The sequence below is a fragment of the Cupriavidus sp. UYPR2.512 genome (assembly GCF_000379565.1).
Lineage (GTDB): Bacteria > Pseudomonadota > Gammaproteobacteria > Burkholderiales > Burkholderiaceae > Cupriavidus.
This window is the reverse complement of the sequence record NZ_KB903195.1, coordinates 82,046-106,394: the sequence shown is the minus strand read 5'-3', so window position 1 is coordinate 106,394 and position 24,349 is coordinate 82,046. Positions and strand designations below refer to the sequence as shown.

The following is a 24,349-nucleotide window of genomic DNA, read 5'->3' as shown; positions in this document are numbered from 1 at the left end:
CTGCTCACGGCTCGCGGGTCATGGCTCGTTGCCCGGCGGCGGCTGTTCAGACAGCGGCGGGCCGGCGTGCCAGAAATCGTAGAAGTTGAACCAGTTGTACGGCGCGCTGCGGCAGAACTGCTCCAGCAGGCGCACGTATTCCGCCAGCGCGGTCTGCACGGCTGCCTCGCGCTGGCCGCGTGCGGTGCCGGTGAAGTCCGCCAGCGGCACGAAGTGCACATCGTAGCGGTTGCCGCCGCGGTACAGGCCGGTGATGAAGAACACCGGCCGGCGCAGCATCGCCGCCATGCGCAGCGGGCCGGTCGGAAGGCCCGTCGGCGTGCCGAGGAAGCTGCACTGCTGCACCGGGTCGGTGGCGCGCTGCGACAGCGTGCGGTCGGCCAGCATGCCGATCATGTAGCCGCGGTCCAGGTAGTCGCGCACCCGCAGCATGGTGTCGAAGCGGCCCAGCGCGATCACGTCCTGGCGCATCGCCGGGTTGATCGACTGCAGTACATCGTTGAGCTTGTACGCGTTTTCCTCGTACATGGTGATCGCGACTTCCATCTCCGGGTGCCGCCGCCCGAGCGCGCGCACCACCTCGAAGCTGCCCAGGTGCGCACCCAGCAGGATTGCGCCGCGGCCGCGCGCCATCGCGGCTTCCAGCTGCGCCTCTCCGTGCAGGCGGATATCGAACAGGTCGAAGCGGCCGTTGAGCAGGTAGATGCGGTCATGGATGGTCGAGGCAAAGGTGAACACATGCCGGTAGCCATCGACCCAGTTGGCCTCGCGCCCGAGGGCGCGGTCCATATAGGCGCGCGAGGCATGGCGTGCCGCCGGCGCGAACAGCATGAAGTACGCCGCAATCCCCCGCAGCACCACGCGTCCGACGGGGCGGCCGAGCGCCAGCGAGATCCACGTCATGACGCGCAGCAGCGTGATGCTGCCGCGCTCCTCGCGGCGCGACCATTCGGATTCCAGCGGCGGCTGCCGCTTCCACAGCCAGCTCAGCATGCCGATGCCCCCGCTGGCGGCGCGGCGCTGCGCACCTGCAGCGTGCCGCTGGCGACATCGCGTCCGGCGCTGCGCAGCGTGAAGCGGATACTCTCGCCGCCATCGGCCGCTGTGTCAGCCTGGTGAAGGATCTCCACGCGCTCGCCCGGGGTCACCGGGCTCAGGAACTTGATGGCGCCGGCCTGGGTGACGGCGAGGCGGCGGCCCAGCGCCGCGCCGAGTGCCAGCACCGCGTGGTCCAGCAGCACCACCCCCGGCACGATCGGATGGCCGGGGAAGTGGCCGGCGATGGCCGGGTGAGCGGCGCCGATGACGAAGGCGGGCCTTGCTACGCTATCGCCGCGGTGCGCCCCGGCAAGCCTGGCGACCAGCGCCGCCAGGGCTTCGCGCGGCAGCTTGCCGGCGGCATTGCGCGGCAGGCTGTCGGCAAGGAGCAGCGGGCGCGGCAGGAAGGCCGGGTCGATGCGCGCGCGCAGCGCCTGCTGGAGCTGCGCCAGGGTGACGCCTGGCGCTACCGCCACCGCCACCAGCCGCACCACGTGGCCATGCGTGTCGCCTTCGTGCGCATCATCAGGCATGAAGAACGCGCCGTCGCGCACGCCGTCGATGGCCGTGAGCTGGTGGTTCAGATAACCCAGCGAGGTGCGCTTGCCGGCGATATTCAGCATGTCGGCCTTGCGGCCATGGAGCAGGAAGTGGCCGGCATCCAGCGGTGCGATGGCGTCGCCCAGCGGCACCGGCTGTTCGATATGGCCGCCTTCGGCCCAGGTCTCGGTGCCGCCGCCGGCGCCCTGGCGTGCTTCCAGCCGCACGCCCGGCACCAGTGTCCAGGCATCGGCCTGCGCGGTGCGGCGCGTGGCGATCTGGCCGGTCTCGGTGCTGCCGTAGATCTCGCACAGGGGAGCGCCGAACAGGGTCTCGGTCTCGCCCGCCAGCTGGCGGCCAAGCGGGGCGGTCGCGCACAGCACCAGGTCTGCCGGCGGCATCGCCATGCCTGACTGCAACAGCGTGCGCAGGTGCACGGGCGAGCTGACCAGCGCACGCGGCGCCGGCACCGAGGCGAGTGCATCGCGCACGTCGGCCGGATAGAAAGCCGGGGCCGCCACCAGTGCCGCGCGGCCCTGCAGCACCAGCATGACCGTGGCTTCCAGCCCGAACATATGCTGCGGCGGCACCGTGCCCACCAGGGTCCAGGCACGCCCGTCCAGCAGGCCCAGCCGCTGTGCCGCCACACGCGCGCATCGGGCCATCGCGCCCCAGGTCTTGCGGTGCGGCACCGGCGTGCCGGTCGAGCCTGACGTGAACACATACGCCATGACCTGGGCCGCGGGAATCTGCGGGATTTCGACCGGCCCGTCCGTGGCCGCGCCGCGCAGGCCGTCGTGATAGTGGACCGCCGGCATGGCGCACGCCGCGTCAGGCTGGTCATGCAGGCAGAAGGCATCCGGGGCAAAGTCGGCCAGCTGGCGCACCATCTCCGGCGTATGCGACGGCGGCAGCAGGGTGGTCTTGCCCGCCAGCAGCGCGGCGCACAGGCCGACGGTGAAGCGGTAGCGGTCGGTGCAGGCGTTGAATACGTGCCCGCCTGCCGGCAGCGCAGTGGCCAGGGTGGACGCATCGGCCAGGAACTGGCGCACGCTGACAGGCCGTCCGTGCGCCCAGGCGATGATGTCTTCGGGCGAGGCATGCGCGACGATCGGGAGCATGGTCATGGGGCGGAGCCTGTGCCTGTTGCCAGTGTAGGGGCCGGGGCGCGGCGCGTCAGCGCGGCAAACCGGGCCGGCGCGCACGGGCAGCCATGACTGCGCGATAGCCATGCACCGCGTCCAGCAGGCCGCCATGGGCCATGCCCGGGAAGGCGATGCGGCGGCACACGGCTTCGCCCACGAACATCAGCGCGATCAGCAGCGGCGTGGCCAGGTTGGCGAAGCTGGACCAGGTCGCCACCGGCGCGAGCACGAACAGCAGCGTCGATATACCCACCATCGCGGCGAAGAACAGCGTCCAGGCCTGGGTCACGCGCAGTGTGTAGCGCAGGTGCGCGGGGGGCAGCTGGCCATGGATTGCCGTCGCGATCTGCGTGCACAGTGGCGTGTGGCCGGAGCGCAGGCTCAGCGCGAACATCACGCCCAGTGCGGCGTTGATGCCGGCGTGTTGCAGGAAATAGGTCCAGCCGAAATGCGTGGCCAGCGGCAAGCGCCAGATCCACAGGGCGGCGCAGGCTGCCAGCAAGCCCGCCAGTGCAGGCAGGCGCCCTCCGGCGCGGCGGCAGGCAAGGAAGCCGATCAGCAGGAACGGCGCCGCTCCGAGCCATAAGGCGGCGACTTCGGCACCCGGCTGGTGTGCCGCATGGTGCAGGGCGGATTCGTAAGCGATAAAGGCGGCCACCGCGGCAATCCAGCCATGGCGACGGCCTGCCGGCACGGCATTCCGCCGCACAGGCATGGCCGGCGTGGCGGGTGGAGAGGGGCGCTCGAAGGGCTGGCTCGATGGCATCTGCGAGGGTATATTGTGTGTAGCGTAAGTCGCTTGGCGCACTGCGTGGCCGGAAATGACGCCGCATGGTGCGCGAAGCGAACGCTTTATACCCCAAAAGACCCGCCCGACGTGGTGATGATTCCCAAAAGGGCCGCGTTTGTTGTTACTAAACTTCTCTCAACTGGCTGGGATTTGCCCCTTTTGATAGCATCGGTTGCCCTGCCGTACGGACTGGACAATCTTGCCCGGACCCATGCCGCAGCGGCATTCCAGCCACCTAGCGACATGACCGAACTCGAAACCGAACTTGCCCGCCTCATCATCGACGAACTCGACATTGCCGAGTTGCGGCTGGAAGACATCAATGCCGCCACGCCGCTCTATGGCGAAGGCTTCGGGCTGGATTCCATCGATATCCTTGAGATAGCGCTGCTGGTGTCGCGCAAGTACGGGGTCGAACTGCGTTCGGACAACCCCGACAACAAGACCATCTTTGCCTCGCTGGGCAGCCTCGCCACTTACCTGGCGGAACACCGCATGCGCTAGCCCGGCTCGCCGCACCCAACCTTTTTCCTTTTCCCAAAGCCAGGACCGGAGCACGACATGCCGCAGCAAGCCATGCCCGGGCCCGCGCTGGTGGCCGGCGGCAGCGCCTGCCCCATGGGCGGCGCCGAGCCGTCTGCCACGCACCTGGTGCTGATCCCCAGCTATAACCCCGGCGTGCGCCTCTTTGAGGTGCTGCGCGCGGCGCGCGCCGCCTGGACGCCGGTCTGGGTGGTCGTGGACGGCAGCACCGATGGCAGCGACCAGTGGCTGCTGGCGCAGGCGGCCACCGATCCGGGGCTACGCGTACTGGTGCTGCCGCGCAACCAGGGCAAGGGCACCGCGGTGCTGCATGGTATCGACGCGGCCGCCGCGGCTGGCTTTACGCATGTTCTCGTGATGGATTCGGACGGGCAGCATCCTGCACATTTGATTCCGCAGTTCATGGCGATATCGCAGCGCCACCCAGGCGCCATGGTGCTGGGCCGGCCCGTCTTCGACGCCAGCGCGCCGCGTGAGCGGGTCTACTGGCGGCGCATGTCCAACTTCTGGGCGGATGTCGAGACGCTGTGGGCAGGCATCGGGGATTCCCTGTACGGCTTTCGCGTCTACCCGATCGCGCCGCTGCGCGCCGTCATGCGCGAGAGCCGCTGGATGCGGCGCTTCGACTTCGACCCGGAAGTGGCGGTGCGCCTGTGCTGGCGCGGCGTGCGCCCCATCAACGCCGATGCGCCGGTGCGCTACTTCGGCCAGCGCGAGGGAGGGGTATCGCACTTCCGCTATCTGCGCGACAACCTGTTGCTGACTGGCATGCACCTGCGGCTGCTGGCCGGCTTCGTGCTGCGGCTGCCGGTACTGGTGTGGCAGCGGCTGCGGCGCCAGGCTGGCGCCGCATCATCCAATCACACGGCCTGACCGGCCCCTGCCTGCATCTCCTTGCGGAACCCTGATCTGCCGCAAAGCTATTCCTGATATTCCTCAAGAAACGTACAGCTGTGTCGTTATAGCTACGCAGTAATTGCGAACGTGGCGCATGTTCCATAGAATCGGCCAACTTGCAATTTGTAACGATTTGTAATTGGAGGAAGGATGGGAATCAGCAGGATGTTGGCCGCGGGCATTTGCCTGGGGCTGGGCGCTTGTGCCACGGTCACCACGCCGCCCAAGGTGGTGGAGGCGCCCGCGCCGCGCCAGCAGCAGGTCGCCGCGCAGGAAGCCGTGTCGCTGCCGCCGGTGCGCCAGCTGAAGCGCAAGATCGCCATTGGCCGCTTCTCGAATGAAACGCGATATGGGCGCACCTTCTTCACGGACCAGAACCTGGATCCCCTGGGCAAGCAGGCCAGCGATATCCTGGCCAGCCGCCTGGTGGCTTCCAGGCGCTTCCTGGTATTTGAGCGGCCGGACCTCGGCAAGGTCCAGGCCGAGCAGAGCCTGACCAGGGACAGCCAGCTGGTGGGGGTCGATACGCTGATCATCGGCTCGGTGACCGAGTTTGGACGTGCCACCACCGGCAAGGCGGGCTTCCTCAGCTCGACCAAGGTCCAGACGGCCCATGCCAAGGTGGAAATCCGCCTGGTCGACGTCAAGACCGGCCATGCCTTCTTCTCCGCCAGCGGCGCCGGTGAAGCCTCGACGGAATCCGGCGAGGTGGCTGGCTTCGGCAGCAAGGCCGACTACGACGGCACGCTCAACGACAAGGCCATTGCCGCCGCCATCTCGGATGTGCTGGGCCGCCTGATGGGCAAGCTCGAAGAGCGCCAGTGGAAGACTGACATCCTCAAGGCCGAAGGCCGCACGGTGTACATCTCGGGCGGCAGCCGCCAGGGCATTCGTACCGGTGACACGCTGCAGGTCTATGCGGAAGGCGAACAGGTCAAGAGTGGCCAGAGCGGCTTCCAGATTGCGCTGCCGGCGCGGCCGGTTGCCCAGGTGCGCGTGCAGTCGTCCTTCGGCGACAGCGAGACCAATGAGGGGTCGGTGACGGAGCTGGTGTCCGGCACGCTGCCCAGAGGCACCGCCAACCTCTTCGTCGCGCAATAAGGAAGCCCGAGATGAAACAACTCTTCTGCGCCGCGCTCGCGGCGCTGGCCATGTACGGCTGCGCCATGCCGAACACTACCGTGCAGAGCGGACAGGGCCGCCCGACGCTTCGCGTGGTCGGCGCACCGCCGCAGTCCGTGCTGGTGGTCGATGGCATCCAGATGGGCCAGGCAGCCGCCTTCGACGGCGCGCAGTCCGTGCTCAAGATTGAAGAAGGTCCCCACCAGGTCGAGATCCGCCAGGGCAGCCGTGCGTTGCTGACGCGCAGTATCTTTGCCGCAGGCGGCGAGTCCGTCAGCATCGAAGTCTCCGCGGAGCAGCCACAATGAAACGGATCCAGACCACGGGCGTGCTGCTTGCCGCCGCCCTCCTCAGCGCCTGCGCGCCGCAGCAGAAATATGCATGGGGCTCGTACGAGCCAGCGCTCTACACGTACTACAAGACGCCGGCTGCGTCGGAGGCATTCGCCGAGCAGCTCAACAAGACCATCACGACCGCTGAAAGCAGCGGCACCAAGGTCCCGCCTGGCCTGTATGCCGAGTATGGCAACGTGCTGCTGGAGCAGGGCAAGGGGAAGGAGGCGGTAGTCTGGTTCGAGAAGGAAAAGGCTGCCTGGCCGGAGTCCGCCGTGCTGATGACACGCATGGTGCAGATCGCCAGCGGGCCGCGCGCTGACAAGCCCAAGGCGAAGGACGCCACCCCCGGCAGCGCCCAGGCCGCGGCCGCGGCACCGGGCCAGACCACCAAGCAATAAGAGGACCCATGCGACTGATCCGCTCACTCCGCACGCTTGCGCTGCTGGCGCTGGCTGGCAGCCTTGCCGCCTGCGCGCCCATGGCCAAGCGCTCTGACTACACCGCCTTCCGCGCCGACCAGCCGCGCTCCATCGTCGTCGTGCCGGTGGTCAACCGCAGCGTCGACGTCGATGCGCCCGACTATTTCCTGTCGACCATCGCACGGCCCGTCGCCGAGCGTGGCTACTACGTCTTTCCGGTGCACCTGACCAAGCGCCTGATGGAAGACGAAGGGCTGTCCGATGCCGACCTGGTGCATAACAACGATCCGGCCGTCATTGCCAGGATGTTCGGTGCCGATGCCGTCATGTACGTGCGCATCGAGCGCTGGGATTCCAAGTACATGGTGCTGCAGACGACCACCACCGTGGAGATGGACTACACGCTCAAGAGCGGCAAGGACGGCAAGACGTTGTGGTCGCGCCATCAGCAGCTGGCCTACACGCCCAATAACAGTGGGGGCGGCGGCCTCGCTGGCCTGATCGGGGCGGCGATTGCCGCGGCGGTCGAGAAGGCCAAGCCGAACTACGTGCCGCTGGCCCAGCAGGCCAATGCCTCCGCTGTCGGGCTGGTGGGCGTCGGGCTGCCGGCTGGCCCATATGATCCGAAGTTCAAGGCCGACAACGCCGAGTTCTGAGCGATCAGCCGAAAGAGCAAACAGAAAGGCCGCATCATGCGGCCTTTCTGCCTGGTTGGCCCAGGGGCCAGGGTTTGCTTACTTGCCCAGTTCGTGACCGATCACGCCGCCTACCACGGCACCGCCGATGGTCCCGGCAGTGCTGCCGTCAGTCAGCTCGTGCCCGGCCACGCCGCCGGCCACCGCGCCCGCCGCAGTGCAGCCGGCCAGCGCCATGCTTGCACTTACCAGAAGCGCGCCTGCGAGTTTCCACATGATGGTCTCCTGCATCGTTGCCGGGCCAGTTGCAGGCAACCGGCCCCATGTGTCCAGCTTAGGCCCGTGCCGGGCAGGGCCCTCTCCGAGACACGCCGATTGCGTTGTAGGAATCGGACGACGGCAGGTGGCGCAGCGGTGGCGTCAGGCGTCCCTGGCGTGCTGGCGCAGGCGCTTGACCAGCGCGGAGGTGTCGGCGCGGCCGCAGCCCATCTGCTGCAGGTCGGCATAGAACTGGTCGACCAGCGCCGTCACCGGGAGGCCGGCGCCGTTGCGGCGCGCCTCGTCCAGGCACAGGCCCAGGTCCTTGCGCATCCAGTCCACCGCGAAGCCGAAGTCGAACTTGTTGGCGATCATGGTGGGGCCGCGGTTCTCGAGCTGCCATGAGCCGGCCGCGCCCTTGCTGATGACGTCCAGCACCAGGCGCATGTCCAGCCCGGCGCGCTCGCCAAAGGCGATGGCCTCGGACAGGCCCTGGATCAGCCCGGCGATGCTGATCTGGTTGACCATCTTGGCCAGTTGCCCGGCACCGGATTCGCCGATGCGCGTGACGGCGCGTGCGTAGGCGGCAATGACCGGCTCTGCGCGCGCATAGGCGTCGGCATCGCCGCCGCACATGATGGTCAGGATGCCCTTCTCCGCGCCGACTTCGCCGCCGGAAACCGGGCCGTCTACAAAGTGCAGGCCGTGCTCGCGCGCGGCGGCGTAGAGTTCGCGCGCCACGTTGGCGCTGGCGGTGGTGTGGTCCACGAAGATGCAGCCGCTGGGCGCGCTGAAGAAGGCGCCGTCATGCCCGGCCAGCACCGCGCGCAGGTCATCGTCATTGCCCACGCAGGAGCAGACCACCTGCGCATCGCGCACGGCCTGTGCCGGCGTGGGCGCCGCTTTGCCGCCGAACTTCTCGACCCAGGCCTGCGCCTTGGCGGCGGTGCGGTTGTATACGGTGACCTCGTGGCCCTTGGTGGCGAGGTGGCCGGCCATGTGGAAACCCATGACGCCCAGTCCGAGAAATGCGACACGCATGCTGCTGCTCCGTTGCTTGTATGTTTGGGATCGGTGAGGCGCGGCCCCGTTTGCGTGATGCCACGCCTGGACGCTGCGCCGGCGGGGCGGCTGGGCCGCCTCCGGCCCCAGAGTATACGAGGGCGCCGGGCCGGGGGACAGATACAGAGCCTGGCGCGATGCTGCGCTACAGGATGCCGCTTCGGGCACATATAGTCATGGCATCGTTAAAAACAAAATACCTATTAAATGGGTATTTGAAAAATACCCATGTTGTCGCTAAAATAAAAATACCTATCATATTGGTATTTCCTCCGACGCGATGAAGCAAATCGTCTCTACTCCCTGGCAGCTTGGCCAGATCCTGCAGGCAGCGCGCAAGGCGGCCGGCCTGAATCAGACCGAGGCTGCCGCGCGGCTGAATATCAGCCAGAGCCGGATGTCGCACATGGAACTGAACCCCGACAGCATCAGTGTCGACCAGCTGCTGGCGCTGGTCGGCGCGCTCGGGCTGGAGTTGGTGGTCCAGGACCGGGCCACCGGAGCCGCCGAGGTGTCCGAAGTGGCGTGGTAATCATGGCGGCACGCAGGTCACGTACGCCGGCGTTGTCGGTCTGGGCCAACGGGCAGCGCGTGGGCGCCTGGCGCCAGCCGTCCGCCACCGGGATGGAACTGGAATACGACGAGGATTGGATCCGCTCTGAAGCCGGGCGGCCCCTGTCTCTGTCGCTCGGGTATGGCCTGGGCAACCGGCGCGTGGTGCGTGGCGATGCCGTGCGCAACTACTTCGACAACCTGTTGCCGGACAGCGATGCCATCCGGCGCAGGTTGGCGCTGCGCTTCCGGACCGGCTCGGTAGAAGCCTTCACGTTGCTCGCCGCCATCGGCCGCGATTGCGTGGGCGCGGTGCAGATCCTGGGCGAAGACGAAGTGCCTGCGGGCATCGACCGGATCGAAGGCGAACCGCTATCGGACGAGCAGATCGAGCGCTGGCTGGAGGATATCGTCGCCACCCCCGCGCCTGGGCGGCATGAGCACGACGACGACTTCCGCATCTCCATCGCCGGCGCGCAGGAGAAGACGGCGCTGCTGCGCCATGACGGCAAATGGCTGCGGCCGGACGGCGCCACCCCGACCACGCATATCTTCAAGCTGCCGCTGGGCCTGGTCGGCAACCGCAGGGCCGACCTGAGCACGTCGGTGGAAAACGAATGGCTGTGCCTGAAGATCCTTGCCGCCTATGGCTTGCCGGTGGCCGATTGCGAGATGCTGAGGTTCGGCCGCCGCAAGGTGCTGAGTGTCACGCGTTTCGACCGCCAGCCTCATCCGTCAGGGAGTTGGCTGCTGCGGCTGCTGCAGGAAGATTTCTGCCAGGTGTTCGGCCTCAGCCCGCTGCAGAAATATGAGGCCGATGGCGGGCCCGGCGTGATCGAGATCGCCAAGGTGCTGCGCAACTCAGTGGCCCAGGCCGATGATCTGCAGACGCTGCTGGGCGCGCAGCTGCTGTTCTGGCTGCTGGCCGCACCGGACGGGCACGCCAAGAACTTCAGCATCCGCCTGCTGGCCGGCGGGCGCTACCGCATGACGCCGCTGTACGACGTGATGTCGATCTGGCCGGTGGTGGGCCAGGGCGCCAACCAGTTCTCCTGGCACAAGGCCAAGCTGGCCATGGCGGTCGCCGGCCGCAGCCGGCACTACGGCCTGCGCGATATCCAGCGCCGCCATTTCAATGCGATGGCACCGCGCTGTTTTCTGGGTGCCGATGCCGAGGCGCTGATCGGGCGCATCATCGCGCGGACCCCGGCGGTGATTGCCGAGGTCGGCGCGGCATTGCCCGCGGGTTTTCCGCAAAAGGTGGCAGACACGATCCTGGAGGGATTGCGAACGTCGGTGCAACGGCTGGCGGAGATGCCAGCGCTGGCAGAGGGGTGAGGCCGGCAAAGCGATGCCGCGGAGCGGTCCGCCTTGCACCTCACATCAAGGTCAGAACCCGCCTACGCCAGCATCCGCCCTTGTCCTATCCCTTGCGCATCGCAACTGCCTACATTGAACCTAGGTGGCACCACCGCAAGGAGCCGACTCATGTCATTCGCGCTATACATCATCGGCCTGCTGGTTCTAGTGGGCGGCATTGCCTGGGGCTTGTCAACGGCTGGCCTCGCGCCCGTCTATATCGGCATTGCCTGCCTGATCGTGCTCGGCCTCGGCATCATGATGGCCGTCTCGCGCACCCGTACCAAGGACCCCTCGTGAGGGCTGCGGGCCCGGCGCAGTGCCGGGCCCGCGCTTGTTTTCCGTGACGCCGCGCAGCGGCGGGCGCACCAGGCTGGCTTGCCAGGACTGCTGGATCACCTGGGCGATCTGGTTGAACGCTTCCTTGGAAATCACGGCTTCCTCGCGCATGGTTTCCAGTGACCGCCGGCCCTTGCGCAACGCGAACAGCATCAGCAGCCGCCGTTCCAGCGCCACGGTCTAGTCGCCGAACTTGGCACGCATCTCGGCCAGGCCCGCTTCGGCCGCCTTGAAGCGGTCTTCGACGCATGATGCTCATGCGCCGGCCTCCGTGTCCGCCGTGTCATGGACGGGCGGACTCGCCAGCTGCGCGCGCACCGCCGCCGTCAGTTCGGCAGCCGCCGGCGACAGGCTGCGGTTGCGCGAGGCCATCATGCGATTGATCTGATTTGTGGATCATTCTATCCATATGATTTTTGTTCTATCTCCTGCCTCCGGGTGCCTCCGGGAAATCGACGTTTAAGCCTTATAGAATGGGCTTCTCCGATCCCGATGCCTCCAATAGCCTCCAGTGGGAAACGGTAAAAAGTGACGGTAGTTTTGACGGTAAAGCCAGCGAGACGTATCATCGAGCACTGGAATTTACCGTCAACGGCAGGGGTGGGGGATCATGCTGACCGACACGAAACTGAAGAATCTCAAGGGCGGGGAGCGGCTGTACAAGGTGGCTGACCGCGACGGGCTGTACGTTGCGGTATCGCCGCAGGGCCTGGTGACGTTCCGCCTGGATTACCGTCTCAACGGCCGGCGGGAGACGCTGACCATCGGACGGTATGGGCCGACGGGCATCTCCCTGGCCGAGGCGCGTGAGCAGTGCCTGCAGGCGAAGCGGGCGATTTCCGAGGGGCGCTCGCCATCCCGGGAGAAGCAGCGAAGCAAGAAGCAGATTCAGGGCGAAAAGACGTTCGGGGTCATGGCGCTGGACTGGATCGAGAACGCCACGATGGCCAAGACCACGCGGGGCACGCGGAGGCATATCCTCGACAAGGATCTGCTGCCCGAGTTTCAGAACCGGCTGCTCTCCGAGATCTCAGGCGACGACGTCCGGCACGTCTGCGACAAGATGAAGGCGCGCGGGGCGCCCAGTTCGGCCGTCCATGCCCACGGCATAATTGCGCAGATTTATGGCTATGCGGCCGACCGCGGCCACAAGGTGCCGAACCCAGCCGCCGAGGTGCGGGCCTCTGCCATCGCCACGCTGAAGGGCCGGACGCGCGTCCTAACCCCGAAGGAAATCCAGTCCTTCTTTGTCGCGCTGCCTGCCACGGGCACCACGCCAAGCCTACGCATCGCGCTCGAGTTGCTGCTGCTGACGATGGTGCGGAAGTCGGAATTGACCGAAGCGACCTGGTCCGAGCTAGATCTTGAGCAAGCGGAGTGGAGTATCCCGGCGGAGCGCATGAAGGGGCGGCGACCGCACAACGTCTACCTGTCCAAGCAGGCCGTGAAGCTGTTCCAGACGCTCAAGGTATGCGCCGGCTCATCCGATTACGTGCTGCCGAGCTTCTTCGGGAGAAACAAGCCGATCTCCAAGAGTTCGCTGAATAGCTCAATTGACGGGGTGGTGCTGCGCGCCTCAGAAATCGGGCAGCAGCTTGGCGCCTTCGGCCCGCACGACCTGCGGCGCACCGGCTCCACGATCTTGCACGAAGCCGGTTTCAATTCGGACTGGATTGAGAAATGCCTGGCGCATGAGCAGAAGGGCGTTCGCGCCATTTACAACAAGGCGGAGTACGCGGAACAGCGCCGGCACATGATGGAGGAGTGGGCGAACATGCTGGACGCCATGAAGGCTGGGCGGCCCTATAAGCCGGCCCTCGTCCCGCCCGAGGTTACGCCGGCATAGCTTCGAGCGCGCGTTTGCGCTTGGGCTTCGGCGGCGTGACAGCCTGCACAGCAACCTCACCTGTCCGGCGGGCCTCCACCCACTGCAGCACCTCGTCCAGGTACCAGACGACGCAGCGCGGCGTCAGGGCAAAGCGCTTGGGGAATTTCCCCTTGGCCTCCATCTCGTAGACGGTGGAGTCCGAGAGCGGGACAATCTGACGCAGTTCCTCGCGCCGGATCGTCCGCCTGATTTGAGGGTCAGTCATGGTGTTTCGCCGCTTGATGAATGAAGCGATTAAACACCAAAAACTTATCAGCAGCAAGGAAAACTTATCACCATTCACCCATGAGGCCGCCAATTCCCTCAAGGGCCCAGGCGGCAAGATTGAGGTACGCGCGCCGATCCTCCGCTTCAATCAGGTCGCCAAACTCATCGGCCATCGCAATCGACTCAATTCGCTCCAACAGAGACCGACGCCCACTCTCGCGCTTGCTTTGCAATGCAGCATCTCGATAGCGCGCCGCTTCCGTCTCGCTTGGCGTCAAGCAAACATCAAGTGGGAGAACGCCTTCGGCCCAGTCACGATAGCGCTCGTGAATCTCCTCGCTGCGCCATCCAGCGGCCATGTGCTGAAAGTAGAAATCCGAGCGCACGGAGTCATGCTTGCGCGGCAAGTCGGCGCCGCGTGAGGCGAACGCTTGGGGCTCGAACCTGCGTTCGGCGTTAGTTGTCGACATCGGTCGCGCGCCTCCCGCTCTCATTCCTGGGTGACTTCATCGAATGCGTCCTTGAAGTCCTGCCGGGCCGCCGCATTCACCATGCGCCGCGCCTCATTGACGTCGATGACGCGGCGCTCGCGGCGGCGGATGCCCAGCAGGCCAAAGACGCGATACCGGGCTTGCACCTCGGACGTCACCAGTTCCTCGAATGGCTTTCCGACTTGCCACCAGACCTCGATGGACCACGCCGTGCGGTTGAACTCAGTCAGGAAGACCAGCCGGCGAGCCGGCGGTGCGTGGGTGATGCCACGGAACAGGTAGATCGTCATAGGTCAGAAACCTCCTTGCCAAATCGACTTGACACATACGCCCGCATGCCGGCAATGAGCGCAGTCTCCCCGGCTCCATTCGGGTCCATCTCTCCGCTGGACCATGCCGCCCACTCGCCATTGCGAGGCATCACGCCGATCCGCTCGCGATCGAGGATCGGGCCGCCCACGGCCCAGTCCAGCGACGGCTGGTAGGCTACCCAGTCCCGGCACAGCGCCCCATCGGATTCCGTCTCGCGCGGCACGAGCACGCACCCCGGAGCCATTGCACGAAGGTACGGCGGATGCTCGATTCCCTCGGCCCGCGCCACCCAGTAGTCGAGTAGTGCGCCCTCCAGATCAGACGCCAGCATCGAGCACCTCCTTGCCAAACACATGCGCCACGACGGCTCGGCAGACGGCGATTTGCACCGTCTCGCCCAATGCCTCAGCTTTGCCCTCTGGCCCAAAATGCAAGCACCTGCCTTCGGTGTACGCATCCCAAGATCCATCACGGTTACGCATGACGGCGACGTGATACTTGTCAATCAGCGGCCCCGCATCAGCCCACGAGATCGACGGCATGAAATGCCGCCACTGCCCATCATCGTCCGGGATTTCGTGGTGCAGGTAGACGACCACAGCCTCGTCCCCTTCGCCGTGGATCTCGGGGAATTCCAGGCCTTCGGCCTTGGCTACATACAGGTCCAGCAGGGCGCCGGAGAGGTCAGATACCGCTGTCATTGAGGATTCCTTTCTTCGTCATAGGTGTGGCCCACCGGGTGAGGCACGCTGTCATGGACAATCACGCCCTCGGGTGAGCGCGGCAGCACGCGGGCGCAGAAGACGCAGGCGTAGCCGTCGCGCTCCTCGGTGGCGGTAGCGGAGGCGAAGCCGGTCACGGGATTCCACGCCGCCATATCCCTCCGGATAGTTGCGTCGGCGATCATTGCCGTCGATATGAGGGGAAGCGACGGCCGCAGTGCCGCGTAGTTGGCGAGCGCCTTGTAAAAGGGCGCCATCCGCTGGCGGTGCGCACGTTCTTCCTCTACCACCAGGCGGCGCAATCCGTCTTCGTCGTACCTCGACTCCGGCGGCGCGATTGCCGGCTCAGCGTAGGTAAGCTCCGGGCCGACCTTCACCTGATGCAGGGGGATGCCTCTGAACTCTGCAGAGTTCCAGTGGTTGCGCTGGCGCTGGGCCGGAACCCACTTGGCATCGTCACCCCAACATTCGTACAGCACCCAATACCAACTTCCATCGGCGGGTTCAGCCATTACTCACCTCCTTGGCGGCATCGATTGCTTGGCGCACGGACAGCGCCGGCAAGTTGTGATCCATCAGCGCTGCGCGGTTGTGGTTGATATCGAACCTCCAGCCGTAGGTGGTGTCATTGCGCTCATTCGTTGCGCGATTCACTTGGTCAAGCCAGTCGAGGCGCTCGGCGTCCTTCGACAGCCGCTCGTTCTCCGCTGTCAGGATCGCATTGGCAGAGCGCTGCGATTCCAGTTCCGCGAAAGAGGTTTGCGCAGCGAGGCGGCCTGCTTCGTCTAGCGCCTGCGCGCCGAGCCGGTAGTACACGGCTGCCGCGGCCTTGGCCGCGTCCATGCCCAAGCGAGCGGACGCGGCCTGTCGCTTTAGGGCAGCGTCCTGCTCGCGGATGCAGGCGATCAGGGCGAGCGTCGTCTCGGGCGACATGGCGCGCACATAAGGTGACTCAGGGTTGCTATCCGCGATCCAGATGTCCCCGTCACCAGCCGGATACCACTCAGGCTCGCCGATGTTCTCGCCATGCTGATGGGCGGCGCTCGCCAACTTCTCCAGCGCCTCCAGGTCAAGCTTCTCAGCCATTGTCGCTCTCCTTGCTGGCGCGCAGGGCGGCGTCGATAGCGGCGCGCTGAGTTGAGAACCAGCCCCGCAGGGGAGCGCCTTCTCCGCAGACTGTCCACTTCAGCGGAGGCCCAACCTCGCAAGCGCAACTGATCAATTGCCAGCCGCGATCAATCAGATTCCTCAGTCGCTGGGCATCCTGCTGCGCCTCTCTTGATTTATCCAACTCAGCATGGAGCCATTCGATGTATTCCAACTGACTCATCGTCACGCCATCGACGGTGAAGGTCAGTGGCTCGCACGCATCGTCTGCGCTGGCAGCGGGCGGCGTGGGTGCGGCGGCGAGCATACGCTGATACTTGCCAACAGCGCACTCAATTTCGCAGACCGGCGAGATAGCGCGGGGGTCGTTATCCCTGTCGGGGAGAGGGATGCTGTACTGCATCTGCTGCCGCTTGCCGGCCTCCGAATCGGCAGGCCACTCGCTCCGGGCGAGCGCCACCATCATGGCGTTCGTCGGCACCACCGGCACCAGCTTCCACCCCTCCGGGACATGGCATTGCGTCTCGGCCTCATCCTCCAGCTCAACCACCTGGAATCCGTGCTCCTGGAGCGTGCAGTTCAGCGCTTCCAGCAACATATCCACGTCGCGCGGGTGCGCCTCGGAGGCGTGGCACTTCTTGAACTCGGCGCCGATCAGTTCCACGGGGTTGATGTCTTCGCTGGCTGCGGTCGGGGTGGCAAGCAGGGCGCGGGCTTGCCATGCGAGCCAAGGGCCGTACAGTTCAAAATCAATATCAGCGCCATTGTCGTGGTGTTTATTCCGCCACGCCTCAAATGCCTCGCGCTCTGCCTGCAATTCATTGTTCTCAGTCACGTCTCATCCCCTCCGAATATCACCAGACATCGAGCTAACCGAGCCCGCTACAGCACCGCAGGTCACGTCGCCCGACATCGACTGCACCGAGCCGCTAACGTCGCCGCAGCGAATGTCGCCAGACATGGTCTTCACAGAGCCCGCAGAGCCGGTCACCGCGATGCGATCGCAGGCGTCTGCGTTGATCGAATCGATGTTCCCTTGGACCTCAATGGAGATGGCCTTGCCGTCAGGCGTTACGTCCTTGCCGTCCACGGTGACGCGACCGTTGGTGATGGTGATGCTGCGGCCGGAGACGATATTGCCATTGATGTTGATGCTTGCCACGATTGCCTCTTAACGAAGTCGGAGATTGTTGAAAGCCGGTGCGATCGCATTTGCAATCTTCGTGGCCACCGCGTCGCGGATGCCGATGGCGATCTGCTCGCGGGTATCCATGCGCTCGCCTCGGTACTCTGCCGTCATGCGGACGCCGTTCAGCATGAACACAGCGCCGTAGCGGGTGCGGTCATTGATGAAGTCCGGCATCTCGTGAATGACGCATTCGAATTGCTGGTCCTTGACGCGGACCGAGTCTGTGATGCGCTTCTCGGCGGTCTGCTCCATCTCACGCAGCAGGCGCACCGATTCATCGGTCGGCGCACGGCGCTCCGTGACGTTGACGGATACGTGCGATGGCGATTCGTTGATGTGGTATCGATCGAACACCTTATTTCATCTCCACGTCCGGCAGGATGGTCGATGGCTTGAACACCACGCGGTAGCGGTAGACGTTGGCCGGGGCCGCATCCAACTGCTCCACGAAGTAGGTCACATTGTCCGACAGGCCCAGCAGGTGACGCTTGAACGTGTTCGGGCCGGTCTTGCAGGTGATCGACAGCTTGCGGCTTTCGCTGGTGTCATCCTTTGAGCACAGCCCCTCAATGGTGAGGATGTAGTCGGCGGTGATGCCGTTGTAGAACACGATGCGGCGGTTCAGTTCGAAGTTGTCGGCGGCCGTGGCCAGGCTCTGGCTGGCGACGCGTGAGTCGGTCTGGCCGCAGGCCGCGAGCAAGAGTGAGAAGGCGAGGATGAGGAGCTTTTTCATGGCTCAGCCCTGAGTGGAGGAGGTCGCTTCGGTTTCAGTGGTCTGGACTACCATCCCCATAGTCCCGACATAGCCATTGCCGCCGGGCGCGCCTTCCACGGGGATGCCTACACTGCGCGTGATGCTGTTGTGGACAGCCATGTTGCGGAACACCAGGTCCGTCACTTCGCGGTAGCCCTTCAGTTCCGCCTGGGCCACGGCAACGGCATTGGCCGCGGTGTCATGCGCCAGCTTCAGTTCGCGCGCTGCAAGCTCCTCACGCTGCTTTCTGATGTCCTCGCGCTCGCCGTCCAGGTTGCGGCGCAGTTCGACTGCCCGGCGGAGTTGCTTGTTTTCGTCTTGCAGGTAGTCATAGTCCTTCTGCAGCTTCTCGTGAGCGGCCTTCGTTTGTTCGGCCTGCTCAAGGAACGTCTTCAGTTCGCCGGCCATTGCGCCGGTAAGGTTCTCTGTGATGGCCTTCTCGATGGCCTGCTTCATTTCGATGTTCATGTTGGGCTCGGGTGTGGAGGAGGAGGCTGCCCGGTGCGCCCGGGCTGGCGGTTCGATTCGGGTGTAGCCAGATTCAAAGGCAGCGCCTGGTGAGTAGCTGCTATAGCCGTCCTCGTAAACCACAAAGAAACCGCCCACCTCCGGACGATGCTTTCGCATGTATTCGGCACTCACACGGAAAGGCGCATATCCAGCATCCTCCGGGGTGATCGTTGCGCCCGGCTCTTCGCGGTCACCGGCGTCGTAGTCGCCATCGGGAAACTTATCGTCGTGCGTGATGGCGGCAATCTTCAGTGCCCAAACTTCCTTGTGGCACTTGTATTTCGGCATTGGGATTAATCCTTCGTTGCTCATGGCTTTCCTGTGACGATTGGTGGAGGGCGCCCGGTACGCCCGGGCGGGCGCGGCTGACCGTTAGACTTCCAGGCGGTTGAGGACGTCTTGCAGTCGCTCGCGCGCGTCGCGCGTCCGGTTGCCGATCGTCAGCAGTTGCTCGCCAAGCGGCGTCAGAGACGGCGCAGCAGTGGCAGCCACATCGGGACTCTCCTTAGGCGGCTGCAACACAGCATCAAGCCGGCCAACGAGCATGTCGATCGTGCCGTGCAAGAACGAGACTTCGTCGTAAGCCTCGGAGATGCGCGCCGGGATTTCAGCATCGCGGGCATCAGTGGTTTGGGGGACTTTGGTTGCGGCGTTGACGTAGTTCATGGTGCTTCTCCTACATGGTGATGGCGCCTCACTGGCGCCGGGGTGATTAATTCAGGTAGATGTCGACAGGGCCTAGCTCCAGCACGGCGCGGCCGCGGGGCGCACGCCAGAAGCCAAAGCCCCAGCGGAGCGGGTTGAGCCCGCGGAACTTGAGGCGCATGGTCAGTCGTGGTCGTATTCTTCGACCTCAACGCCATCGGGCGTCACGACCACCTCTACGTGATCGCCGAAGATGGATTCCAACTCGCTCCCCACGCTGTTCAGTTGCTTCTCCAGCGCGACGCAGTTGTCCCATGTCTCTCGTGAGCAGGCCTCGCGCTTCTCGAACTTGTCATACCCCTGCCAGGTCGACAGCTCGAACTCATAGCGGCTTTCGCTCAGATCATCGCCTTCGAAGTAGAAGCCGAAGCTGTGCAGTCCGAACGTGCAGGTATCCCCGTCATTGAAGTAGGGTGTGTACTGCGCCCACTTGATCTGCTTAACTTCGGGGTTCTGCTTGATGAAGTCCTGCAAGAGCGGCTTGATTAGCGCGGCGCTCTCCTCGCGCAGCTTTGCGATCTGCTCATTGTTGCGGGCGGCCACGGCCTTGAATTGCTCGACTACGTTGCTCATTTCTCAATCCTCCAGGTCAAAGTCAAAGACGCGGCGCTTTTTACGGGTGCCGCTCATCCAGCCCTCAATGGGCATCTTGGAAAGCCAGTCCTGCATCGTTGGGATAAAGCCGAGGTCTTGCAGGACATGCTCCTCGGCAATGTCACGGACGGAGAGTTTCTTGCCGTCCGAGTTGGTCATGATTTCGCCGAACACTTGGCCGACGAGGTAGATACCCCAGGCCGAGTGCAGCATCGCGCGGTGGCGCACGTCCGCGACGCTCGATTTGGAGTGGTCGATGAACTCGTGGATCGGCAGGTAGTCCTCGATCTTCCCGCCGTGAGTCTTGACGCTGATTTGCGCGTGGATCAGCGGCTTCATTCCACTCGCTCCTCGCGGGTCAGGCGGATCGGAACATGAACCATCGGCTTGCCGCTCCCAATGCTCGGGCGGGCCAGTTCTGGGTTCTTGCGCATCCATTCCTGGGTCATCCACAGCTGCCCGCAGCCGCCACCTATGGTGTCTTGGCCGGCGGGATCGAACATGCGGGTGTCATAGCCGCGCTCGACCATCTTCGATGCGAAGTGGGAGGCGAGGTTGCGCTGATGATCGTTGGACTTCGGCAGCCATTCCTGGCGCTCGCAGATCACGCTGACGGTCGCGCACCAGATGCGGGGATCGAACAGAGAAAAGATGCGATCAGCATCGTCCGGCGACGAGTTGCCATCGTGGGCGCAGTAGTTGAAGAACGGCTTGCGACCGGTTGCGGCGTGCCAGCGCTCACCCTGCGCGGCAATCTCCGTCAGCGACAGCTTTGCCTTGAACGGGATCAGTGCGTCGCGCGCGGCATCCGTGGACTCGTGCACCGAGAATTGCAGACCGACCGTCGGCACGTCAACGCTCACGTCGATCACGGACTGATAGTCGACCCTCGGCGCCGAGGTGGAGATCAGGAGGGCAGCGTTCGGATACAACTCATGCAGGCGGCGGATGGCGGGCGCCAGCGCCTTCATGTTCAGCATCGGCTCGCCCATGCTCATGAACATGATCTGCAGGCGGCCCATGGTGGCGGGGTCGACGCCCGTATCCTCTAAGCAGCGCACCGGCTGCGCGACGATCTCCTCCGCGGTCAGCGAGCGCACGAAGTAATCGCCGGAGCCGCAGAAGCGGCAGCCGATCGGGCAGCCGGATTGCGTCGAGCAGCAGATAACAGTGCGCGTCTCGTAATTGGGGTAGCGGTACAGCACGGCCTCGACCACGCTATCGGCCTTCTCGAAGACGTACTTCGAGACGTTGCTGGCGTCGTCAGCGATGCGGCGGACGTTGCTCCAAACAGGTTCCAATCTTTGCTCCTTAGTGGCTCAGTGCGCGCTCAAGCCGCGCGATGTTCTTTTGCAAATCCACCAGCTTTGCTGTCACGCTGACGTACTCTTGGCGCATCTCGGCATAAAGTCCGGTGGCGTCTATGGTGGGTAGCAATTCCTGCCAGGCATGAAGCCACTTCGATTGCTCTCGCAGCATGGCGAGACGAATGCGGATCAAAACTCGCTTCATGGCATGGCTCCTTGCTTTGGCTACACGATCTGCGTCAGTTCGCAGGCGTATGGCAGCATCAGCGGGTGGGCCGGAGTGCCGTCGTCCAGCACGCGCAGGGCGTATGCCGGGATTCCGTGACCGCTCAGCACACCACGCACAAGGACCGGAGCGCCGAGACCGCGGGCATTGGCGCCCCAGGCCAGCACGACCTTGCCGCCGGCTTCGTGGGTGGTTCGCGCTACGTAGGTAATGGCGCCCAGGTTCTCAGGGCCAGTCGGCCAGCCCGCCGCCTTCAGGTCCGCAGGCTTCGTCGCGCGGAAGGCAAACAGGTTGACCACTTCGATTGCGCTGTGCCCGGTGCGCTGCGCGAAGCCGATGCACTTGCGAATCGTCGGGTCGTCCTGATAGGCGTCTGCCGTGCTCGGATTGAGCATCACGAACGCTAGGGTCGGCCCATCCGCCCAGCGGCGGCCCAAGCGGTAGCGGAATGTTCCGCAGTCGGAAATCGTGGCGGTGCGTTGCATGTCAGCTCCTGCTGATAGGTGTCATCTCGCCGCAGTGCCGGCACTTCGTCTTGCTGCGCTCGGCGAGGCGCTTCATCTCGTCCTGGTACGTCTCGCGGAAGCGGTGCCAGCGCGTCTCGACGCTTGCGAGTTGGCGCAGCACCCACATGGGGCTCAGCTTCTCGTTGCAGCCCTTGCAGATCACCGCGTCAAGCTTGTCGTCCAGAACGAACCCGGCACGGTGCTGGCACTCTCCGAACCGGTGGCCCACGTCTTGCAGATAGGGGCCTTCCTCGGCCGGCTGCTTCTTCGTGCCGGGGAACGACAGAACCGTGGGCTTCACTTCTTCGTCTAGGTTGATCGGCGGGAGGATCATGCCCAGCTCCCGTCGCGCACCACACGCAGGGCGCTACCCACGCGCCGCAGCAGCCATGCCGCGGTATCCACAGGGATCAGCACCAGGCTGACGACAGCCCAGCGCAGAATGAAGCCGGTAACGCATAGGGCGAGGAGGGTGCGTTTCATGCTGCTTCTCCAAACAGATCGGCCTGGCGCGAGGCCTCCGCGACCGCGGTTTCGATGACGCTCAATTCGTGAGCGATGCGCGCGCGGGCGATCTCCACGTACTCGGGCGTCATGTCGATGCCTACGAAGCGGAATCCCTCGCGCATGGCAGCCTTGCCCGTGCTGCCGCTACCCATGAATGGGTCCAGCACCAGGCCGCCGGGCGGCGTCACCAGACGGCACAGGTAGGCCATCAGGTCGGTGGGCTTTACCGTTGGATGGTTGTTCTTCACGGGCTCCGGCTGCCAGCCGTCGCGACGCGTGATGTGCTGGCCGCTGGTGTTACTGTTCATGCCGCCGGCGCGATCCGGAAGGGAATCGCAGCCCTCGTTGCGTTCGACGCGGCTCGCCTTGGCGCAATAGAAGAAACGCGCGGCGGTCTTGTCGACCTCAATTCGTGCGGCGTGCGGACGTGCAGCCGGCATGTCGCCAAAGATACCCTTCGACTTTCGCCCCTTGGATTGGCCATTCAAGTCGCCCTGCTGTCCCATTGCCTCCGGGAAAGCCTGTAGCACCTCGTCGCTGCCGTCATGGATGACATTGGCGGGCCACCGCCCGGACGGATCGCCGCCGCGCGGGCCGGGCTTCATGGCGAAATCAGTGCCGCCATCGGCCGTGTAACGTCGTTCTGCGCTAGCCTCCCCATCCCGGCCGTTGGGGTATTGCTTACCGTCACGCACATGCGACAGTAAGCCGCCGGCGCCGGCGCGCAGCGTCTCATCTGTCCCAATGCGGCACCCGTCGATGTTCAGTGCTCCGGTGCCATGTTCCGCCACATTCGCTGCCACGGTGCCGGCCAGCGGCTTGCGCGCGACACAGATCGGCTCGTGCGCCGGCTTCAGCGCGGTGCCAAGTCCCTCGGGAACCACCGGCAGACCGCACCTTCCACAAATCGGCCATGCTCTGCCAGCTTGTGGCTGCGATTGTCCGGCCACAATTCCAGATTGCTGCGCGCGTTGTTCAGTGGGTCGTGATCCACGTGATGCACCACTTCCGTCCGCGTCAGCAGATACCCGCACCACTTCGCCATGACCAGGCGATGCTCCATTACGTACCCATCCTTCCGGGCCATTGGCAGCATCCAATCCGGTGCGCGCAGATACCGAATGTCCTTGTAGTTGCCCTTTTTCTTGAACATCGTCACCCCACCCTTCCAGGCTGGGTTGTTTGCGCCCCTCAACGGGGTGAACGTCTTGCGAGCCAACACCCCTTTGTGGCCGTGCTTCGCCCACTCTGCGCCGCGAATCTTCCCATTGCACTGCCGACTGCAACTCGGCGTTGTTACCCGGGCAATCCGAGATGGCGCCAAGTGAAACAGCTTCCCGCATACCGTGCACGTCAGCGACGGAACCGATCGCTTGAGCGTGCGCCGATCTATCTTCGCATCCACAGAAAGCGCTCCCCCTTAGTTTGTTCAAGTTGTGACTTTTCGGAAATCCGCTCGCGTACAACCAAAAAATCTGGTCACGGATTTCAAAGCCCGCATCCTCGATTGCGCACACCATGCGGTGATACGTGCGCGAGCCGGAGAACGCCAGTAGATGGCCGCCCGGCTTCAGGACGCGCAGGGCTTCGGCCCATGTCTCAACGCGATTGGCTACATCGCCGCCATCCCACGTCATGCCCATGAATCCGGTCGTCGTGGCGCCTGCCCGCGAGCGCGAGTACGGGTTATCGTTTCCCTTGGTCGGGCCGCCCCCGTTGTTTGTCAGGTGGTACGGCGGATCGGTGACGATGGAATCGACTGAGCAATCAGCCATGCCGCGCATCTCCTCAACGCAGTCGCCCAGGTGGAGGGTGTACCGATCGCTCATGCAGCCCCCAAGAGCGGCGGGAGATGCGAGACCAGCAGCGCCTGCGTTTCCGCGACAAGCTCGGCCTCGTCAAATCCATAGACGGCAGCGAAGCGCTTGACACCAAGGCCATGCACGCCCGTATTGCCGCGGTGGTGTTCGGGGCAGAGAGGAATGCCATCACGATGGGCAGCACGCTGGCCCATGCCGGTGCCCTTGCGGGGGTGATGGACCTCTGCGGGGGTAGGGCCAAAGCCGAGCCGGCGGCAGACCGCGCAACCGAGCGAGGCCACAGCGCCGAGATACTGAGACTCGGCCACAGTCGGCTTCTTCTTGTTCTTGCGCTTGATCGGCGAGCGCCTCAGATCCGCTCGCGGCATTTCCTTGGCTTCGTCCGCTCGCGCTTGGATCGAAACGCGGCGATCGAGAGAGGAGGTGCGCTGGATCGGCGTGCGCTTCATCGTCTTGGCCGATGCCCTCAT

At 64.8% G+C, this 24,349-nt stretch carries 37 protein-coding genes and 2 pseudogenes; 9 read left to right on the top strand and 30 right to left on the bottom strand.

The window, feature by feature from the left end; all coding sequences use genetic code 11:
• Window positions 1-18 precede the first annotated feature (18 nt).
• From A3A5_RS0135130 to A3A5_RS0135120, 3 genes are read right to left on the bottom strand one after another with little or no spacing between them, the layout of a single operon-like run.
• A complete protein-coding gene (locus tag A3A5_RS0135130) occupies window positions 19-993 on the bottom strand; it encodes an acyl-CoA synthetase (RefSeq protein ID WP_018315108.1) in 975 nt (324 codons plus the stop codon).
• Window positions 987-2,705, bottom strand: coding sequence for an AMP-binding protein (locus A3A5_RS0135125; protein ID WP_018315107.1), 1,719 nt, complete (start codon window positions 2,703-2,705; stop codon window positions 987-989). Before A3A5_RS0135125 ends, A3A5_RS0135130 begins: the two co-directional genes overlap by 7 nt.
• A 49-nt stretch (window positions 2,706-2,754) precedes the next feature.
• Window positions 2,755-3,438, bottom strand: coding sequence for an acyl carrier protein (locus A3A5_RS0135120; protein WP_018315106.1), 684 nt, complete (start codon window positions 3,436-3,438; stop codon window positions 2,755-2,757).
• Window positions 3,439-3,756: 318 nt separating this feature from the next.
• Here A3A5_RS0135120 and A3A5_RS0135115 point away from each other — a divergent pair, with 318 nt between their 5' ends.
• The 6 genes from A3A5_RS0135115 (at window position 3,757) to A3A5_RS0135090 (ending at window position 7,485) form a co-directional block, all read left to right on the top strand.
• Window positions 3,757-4,017: a phosphopantetheine-binding protein gene (locus A3A5_RS0135115; RefSeq protein WP_018315105.1), complete on the top strand. Its 261-nt coding sequence runs from the start codon at window positions 3,757-3,759 to the stop codon at window positions 4,015-4,017.
• A 57-nt stretch (window positions 4,018-4,074) separates the two neighbouring features.
• Window positions 4,075-4,929: a glycosyltransferase family 2 protein gene (locus A3A5_RS0135110; RefSeq protein ID WP_018315104.1), complete on the top strand. Its 855-nt coding sequence runs from the start codon at window positions 4,075-4,077 to the stop codon at window positions 4,927-4,929.
• Window positions 4,930-5,103: 174 nt separating this feature from the next.
• Entirely contained in the window at window positions 5,104-6,054 is a 951-nt protein-coding gene (locus tag A3A5_RS0135105) for a CsgG/HfaB family protein (protein ID WP_026201437.1), read from the top strand.
• Window positions 6,055-6,065: 11 nt separating this feature from the next.
• Window positions 6,066-6,383, top strand: coding sequence for a hypothetical protein (locus A3A5_RS40010; protein ID WP_018315102.1), 318 nt, complete (start codon window positions 6,066-6,068; stop codon window positions 6,381-6,383).
• Window positions 6,380-6,808 (top strand): DUF4810 domain-containing protein, encoded by a 429-nt coding sequence (locus A3A5_RS40005; RefSeq protein WP_018315101.1) that lies wholly within the window; start codon window positions 6,380-6,382, stop codon window positions 6,806-6,808. Before A3A5_RS40010 ends, A3A5_RS40005 begins: the two co-directional genes overlap by 4 nt.
• An 8-nt stretch (window positions 6,809-6,816) precedes the next feature.
• Window positions 6,817-7,485: a GNA1162 family protein gene (locus tag A3A5_RS0135090; RefSeq protein WP_018315100.1), complete on the top strand. Its 669-nt coding sequence runs from the start codon at window positions 6,817-6,819 to the stop codon at window positions 7,483-7,485.
• 78 nt (window positions 7,486-7,563) lie between these two features.
• Here the strand turns inward: A3A5_RS0135090 and A3A5_RS0135085 are convergent, their stop codons facing one another.
• Together A3A5_RS0135085 and A3A5_RS0135080 are read right to left on the bottom strand one after the other, a co-directional pair.
• A complete protein-coding gene (locus A3A5_RS0135085; protein WP_026201436.1) occupies window positions 7,564-7,740 on the bottom strand; it encodes a glycine zipper 2TM domain-containing protein in 177 nt (58 codons plus the stop codon).
• A gap of 144 nt (window positions 7,741-7,884) precedes the next feature.
• A pseudogene (locus A3A5_RS0135080) lies at window positions 7,885-8,766 on the bottom strand (NAD(P)-dependent oxidoreductase); the annotation flags it as partial.
• Window positions 8,767-9,064: 298 nt separating this feature from the next.
• On the opposite strand from A3A5_RS0135080, the gene A3A5_RS0135075 reads away from it, so the two are divergent.
• Together A3A5_RS0135075 and A3A5_RS0135070 are read left to right on the top strand one after the other, a co-directional pair.
• Complete coding sequence (locus A3A5_RS0135075; protein WP_013953293.1) at window positions 9,065-9,316, top strand: helix-turn-helix transcriptional regulator; 252 nt, start codon at window positions 9,065-9,067, stop codon at window positions 9,314-9,316.
• A gap of 2 nt (window positions 9,317-9,318) precedes the next feature.
• Complete coding sequence (locus A3A5_RS0135070) at window positions 9,319-10,674, top strand: type II toxin-antitoxin system HipA family toxin (RefSeq protein ID WP_018315097.1); 1,356 nt, start codon at window positions 9,319-9,321, stop codon at window positions 10,672-10,674.
• Window positions 10,675-10,887: 213 nt separating this feature from the next.
• Here the strand turns inward: A3A5_RS0135070 and A3A5_RS45305 are convergent, their stop codons facing one another.
• Window positions 10,888-11,211, bottom strand: a complete 324-nt coding sequence (locus A3A5_RS45305) for a hypothetical protein (protein ID WP_018315096.1) — start codon at window positions 11,209-11,211, stop codon at window positions 10,888-10,890.
• Window positions 11,212-11,644: 433 nt separating this feature from the next.
• On the opposite strand from A3A5_RS45305, the gene A3A5_RS0135055 reads away from it, so the two are divergent.
• Window positions 11,645-12,880, top strand: a complete 1,236-nt coding sequence (locus A3A5_RS0135055) for a site-specific integrase (protein WP_018315094.1) — start codon at window positions 11,645-11,647, stop codon at window positions 12,878-12,880.
• On the opposite strand, the gene A3A5_RS45915 is transcribed toward A3A5_RS0135055, so the two are convergent.
• From A3A5_RS45915 to A3A5_RS0134935, 24 genes and pseudogenes are all read right to left on the bottom strand, one after another.
• Window positions 12,867-13,127 carry an AlpA family transcriptional regulator gene (locus tag A3A5_RS45915; RefSeq protein WP_018315093.1) on the bottom strand — a complete coding sequence of 87 codons (261 nt, stop codon included), beginning with the start codon at window positions 13,125-13,127 and terminating at the stop codon, window positions 12,867-12,869. The two genes, A3A5_RS0135055 and A3A5_RS45915, sit on opposite strands and share 14 nt — an antisense overlap.
• Before the next feature lie 67 nt (window positions 13,128-13,194).
• Window positions 13,195-13,599 carry a hypothetical protein gene (locus A3A5_RS39995; protein ID WP_018315092.1) on the bottom strand — a complete coding sequence of 135 codons (405 nt, stop codon included), beginning with the start codon at window positions 13,597-13,599 and terminating at the stop codon, window positions 13,195-13,197.
• 20 nt (window positions 13,600-13,619) lie between these two features.
• Entirely contained in the window at window positions 13,620-13,910 is a 291-nt protein-coding gene (locus A3A5_RS0135040) for a hypothetical protein (RefSeq protein ID WP_018315091.1), read from the bottom strand.
• The gene (locus tag A3A5_RS0135035; RefSeq protein ID WP_018315090.1) at window positions 13,907-14,263 is read right to left on the bottom strand and encodes a phage protein NinX family protein; all 357 of its coding nucleotides are present in this window, start codon (window positions 14,261-14,263) and stop codon (window positions 13,907-13,909) included. The genes A3A5_RS0135040 and A3A5_RS0135035 overlap by 4 nt, the downstream gene beginning before the upstream one ends.
• Window positions 14,250-14,633 (bottom strand): phage protein NinX family protein, encoded by a 384-nt coding sequence (locus A3A5_RS0135030; RefSeq protein WP_018315089.1) that lies wholly within the window; start codon window positions 14,631-14,633, stop codon window positions 14,250-14,252. The genes A3A5_RS0135035 and A3A5_RS0135030 overlap by 14 nt, the downstream gene beginning before the upstream one ends.
• Window positions 14,630-15,166: a hypothetical protein gene (locus tag A3A5_RS0135025; protein WP_018315088.1), complete on the bottom strand. Its 537-nt coding sequence runs from the start codon at window positions 15,164-15,166 to the stop codon at window positions 14,630-14,632. The genes A3A5_RS0135030 and A3A5_RS0135025 overlap by 4 nt, the downstream gene beginning before the upstream one ends.
• Window positions 15,159-15,740 carry a hypothetical protein gene (locus A3A5_RS0135020; RefSeq protein ID WP_018315087.1) on the bottom strand — a complete coding sequence of 194 codons (582 nt, stop codon included), beginning with the start codon at window positions 15,738-15,740 and terminating at the stop codon, window positions 15,159-15,161. Before A3A5_RS0135020 ends, A3A5_RS0135025 begins: the two co-directional genes overlap by 8 nt.
• Window positions 15,733-16,596: a hypothetical protein gene (locus A3A5_RS0135015; protein ID WP_018315086.1), complete on the bottom strand. Its 864-nt coding sequence runs from the start codon at window positions 16,594-16,596 to the stop codon at window positions 15,733-15,735. Before A3A5_RS0135015 ends, A3A5_RS0135020 begins: the two co-directional genes overlap by 8 nt.
• Before the next feature lie 3 nt (window positions 16,597-16,599).
• Window positions 16,600-16,923, bottom strand: coding sequence for a hypothetical protein (locus A3A5_RS0135010; protein WP_018315085.1), 324 nt, complete (start codon window positions 16,921-16,923; stop codon window positions 16,600-16,602).
• Window positions 16,924-16,932: 9 nt separating this feature from the next.
• Window positions 16,933-17,304 carry a hypothetical protein gene (locus tag A3A5_RS0135005; protein WP_018315084.1) on the bottom strand — a complete coding sequence of 124 codons (372 nt, stop codon included), beginning with the start codon at window positions 17,302-17,304 and terminating at the stop codon, window positions 16,933-16,935.
• Window position 17,305: 1 nt separating this feature from the next.
• Window positions 17,306-17,683 carry a hypothetical protein gene (locus tag A3A5_RS0135000; protein ID WP_018315083.1) on the bottom strand — a complete coding sequence of 126 codons (378 nt, stop codon included), beginning with the start codon at window positions 17,681-17,683 and terminating at the stop codon, window positions 17,306-17,308.
• 3 nt (window positions 17,684-17,686) lie between these two features.
• Complete coding sequence (locus A3A5_RS44255) at window positions 17,687-18,526, bottom strand: hypothetical protein (RefSeq protein WP_198293203.1); 840 nt, start codon at window positions 18,524-18,526, stop codon at window positions 17,687-17,689.
• A 60-nt stretch (window positions 18,527-18,586) separates the two neighbouring features.
• The gene (locus A3A5_RS0134990; protein ID WP_018315081.1) at window positions 18,587-18,880 is read right to left on the bottom strand and encodes a hypothetical protein; all 294 of its coding nucleotides are present in this window, start codon (window positions 18,878-18,880) and stop codon (window positions 18,587-18,589) included.
• 162 nt (window positions 18,881-19,042) lie between these two features.
• Window positions 19,043-19,492, bottom strand: a complete 450-nt coding sequence (locus A3A5_RS0134980) for a hypothetical protein (protein WP_018315079.1) — start codon at window positions 19,490-19,492, stop codon at window positions 19,043-19,045.
• A gap of 3 nt (window positions 19,493-19,495) precedes the next feature.
• Window positions 19,496-19,852: a hypothetical protein gene (locus tag A3A5_RS0134975; RefSeq protein ID WP_018315078.1), complete on the bottom strand. Its 357-nt coding sequence runs from the start codon at window positions 19,850-19,852 to the stop codon at window positions 19,496-19,498.
• Window positions 19,849-20,814: a radical SAM protein gene (locus A3A5_RS0134970; RefSeq protein WP_018315077.1), complete on the bottom strand. Its 966-nt coding sequence runs from the start codon at window positions 20,812-20,814 to the stop codon at window positions 19,849-19,851. The genes A3A5_RS0134975 and A3A5_RS0134970 overlap by 4 nt, the downstream gene beginning before the upstream one ends.
• A 10-nt stretch (window positions 20,815-20,824) precedes the next feature.
• Entirely contained in the window at window positions 20,825-21,025 is a 201-nt protein-coding gene (locus A3A5_RS0134965) for a hypothetical protein (protein WP_018315076.1), read from the bottom strand.
• A gap of 20 nt (window positions 21,026-21,045) precedes the next feature.
• A complete protein-coding gene (locus A3A5_RS39985; protein WP_018315075.1) occupies window positions 21,046-21,531 on the bottom strand; it encodes a DUF1643 domain-containing protein in 486 nt (161 codons plus the stop codon).
• Window position 21,532: 1 nt separating this feature from the next.
• Window positions 21,533-21,886, bottom strand: coding sequence for a hypothetical protein (locus A3A5_RS0134955; RefSeq protein ID WP_018315074.1), 354 nt, complete (start codon window positions 21,884-21,886; stop codon window positions 21,533-21,535).
• Window positions 21,883-22,035, bottom strand: coding sequence for a hypothetical protein (locus A3A5_RS43870; RefSeq protein WP_018315073.1), 153 nt, complete (start codon window positions 22,033-22,035; stop codon window positions 21,883-21,885). The genes A3A5_RS0134955 and A3A5_RS43870 overlap by 4 nt, the downstream gene beginning before the upstream one ends.
• Window positions 22,032-22,367, bottom strand: coding sequence for a DNA methyltransferase (locus A3A5_RS45910; RefSeq protein WP_369797853.1), 336 nt, complete (start codon window positions 22,365-22,367; stop codon window positions 22,032-22,034). Before A3A5_RS45910 ends, A3A5_RS43870 begins: the two co-directional genes overlap by 4 nt.
• 545 nt (window positions 22,368-22,912) lie before the next feature.
• A complete protein-coding gene (locus A3A5_RS45905) occupies window positions 22,913-23,104 on the bottom strand; it encodes an HNH endonuclease (RefSeq protein WP_369797852.1) in 192 nt (63 codons plus the stop codon).
• A 403-nt stretch (window positions 23,105-23,507) separates the two neighbouring features.
• Window positions 23,508-23,834, bottom strand: a pseudogene (locus A3A5_RS45900) (DNA methyltransferase); the annotation flags it as partial.
• A 50-nt stretch (window positions 23,835-23,884) separates the two neighbouring features.
• Window positions 23,885-24,328 carry a Ref family recombination enhancement nuclease gene (locus A3A5_RS0134935; protein ID WP_232431556.1) on the bottom strand — a complete coding sequence of 148 codons (444 nt, stop codon included), beginning with the start codon at window positions 24,326-24,328 and terminating at the stop codon, window positions 23,885-23,887.
• Window positions 24,329-24,349 lie beyond the last annotated feature (21 nt).